The organism is Craterilacuibacter sp., from assembly GCF_051659485.1.
Classification (GTDB): domain Bacteria; phylum Pseudomonadota; class Gammaproteobacteria; order Burkholderiales; family Chromobacteriaceae; genus Craterilacuibacter.
In genome coordinates this window covers 1-1,790 of record NZ_JBOFOO010000288.1, presented here as the reverse complement: position 1 = coordinate 1,790, position 1,790 = coordinate 1, and the positions used below count along the sequence as shown (strand labels likewise).

Here is a 1,790-nt window from a genome sequence, read left to right as displayed (position 1 = left end):
TCGCCGACTGAGCGATGGCAGTGCCGGCGCGACCTGGCGGGGCATTGCCGACAATTACCAGGCGGAAGTCCGGGCCACGCTCTTGTGGTTTGTTCTGGCAGCGCTCTTGTTGCTGGCGTGCGCATGGTGGGTGACGCGGGCTATCCGGCGGCCACTGGAGGCGCTGACTTCTGCGATGGCTGCGATTGCCGATGCCCGTCTGGATACGCCGATTCCTGCGCTGGCGCTGCAAAATGAAAGCGGGGAACTGGCCCGCCATCTGGCGCGTTTGCGTGATGTGTATCGGGTGATGGAAGTGCAGCGCTGGGTCAAGGTGCAGACGGCACATCTCGCTTCCGAACTCCAGCAGGCCGCCAATCTGAGTGCGCTGGCCAGCCATTTGCTGGCGCGTCTGGCCCCCTTGCTGGGGCTGGGCGGGGCTTTGCTGTATCTGCATCGCGAAAACAGGCAGGCGCTGACCTTATTGGGCAGTTATGCGCTGGATGGCGGAGCCGGCATTAAAGCGCATCTGGCTTACGGCGAGGGGCTGGTCGGGCAATGTGCGCTAAACCGCGAGGTGCTGGTTTTGAATCCGCCGCCTGAGGCCCGCATCCGCTGGGCCGGCGGGTCCATGAGCCCGGCGCAGGTGTATATCGCGCCGGTGTGCCTCAATCAGCGGCTGCTGGCGGTACTGGAACTATCGCTGCTTGCCCCTTTAAATACCCGCCAGCAATTGCTGCTGGATGCGCTATTGCCCTTGCTGGCGCTGAATCTGGAGATTCTGGAGCGGGTGCAAAAGTCGCGCTATCTGCTGGATGCAACCCAGCAACAGGCCAAGCGGCTGGAGGCGCAAACAGCCGCGCTACAGGCACAGCAAGTGCAGCTTAGCCAGACCGAAGCATGGTATCGCAGCCTGATAGAGGCCGCGCCGGACGGCATGCTGGTGCTGGATAGCCATGGCTTGGTGACGCTGGCCAACCTGCGCGCCCATGCCCTGTTTGCCTACCCCGATGCCGGGCTGCTCGGGGTGCATCTGGAGTCCTTGCTGCCGGGTGGGGCGGCCTTGTTGCTGCAAGACTTGCCGGTTGCCCATGCACAAACCGTCGCGGTGGCCGGGCATGAGCTGGCCGCGTGCCGGGCCGACGGCTCGCACTTTACCGCTGATCTGGGCTTAAGCCGCTTGCCGCTCCTGGGCGGGCAGGGGGGCTCGGTCTGCGTGGCGGTACGCGATAATAGCGCCGAACATCAGGCGCGTATTTTATTGCGCGACCAGTTGGCCTTTCAGGCGGCGCTGCTGGACACCATTCCTTATCCGGTGTTTTACAAGGGTGAAGACACGCGCTTTTTGGGGGTGAACCGCGCTTATGAGCAGGCCTTCGGTGTAGAGCGCGACATGCTGATCGGCAAGCGTGTGCTGGAGCTGGACTATCTGCCGGTGGCCGATCGCCGCCTGTATCAGGCCGAAGACGAGGAAATGATCCGTCAAGGCACGCTGCTGCAAAAGGAAATGCCGATTCCGTTTGCCGATGGCCTGATGCATGACACCCTGTACTGGGTCTCGGGTTTTGTGCGTAGCGATGGCCGCACCGGCGGGCTGGTGGGGACTTTTGTCGATATCAGCGAGCGCAAGCAAATGGAAGCTTCGTTGCTGCAGGCCAACGAGCGGCTGGCGCTGGCACAGGAGGCGGGGCGGGTCGGGGTGTTCGATCTGGATCTGGCGAGCGGCCACAATTACTGGACGCCGCAGCTGGAAAAAATGTTCGGTCTGGCACCGGGTGAGTTTGCCGGCACCCTGTCGGCGTGGCAGGCCT

The 1,790-nt window shown here is 63.1% G+C and carries 1 protein-coding gene; it reads left to right on the top strand.

Features of this window, described 5'->3' with window-relative positions; genetic code table 11:
• Positions 1–1,790: PAS domain S-box protein (locus ACRC1E_RS10080; RefSeq protein ID WP_438514965.1), on the top strand; the 1,790-nt coding region annotated here is incomplete at both ends.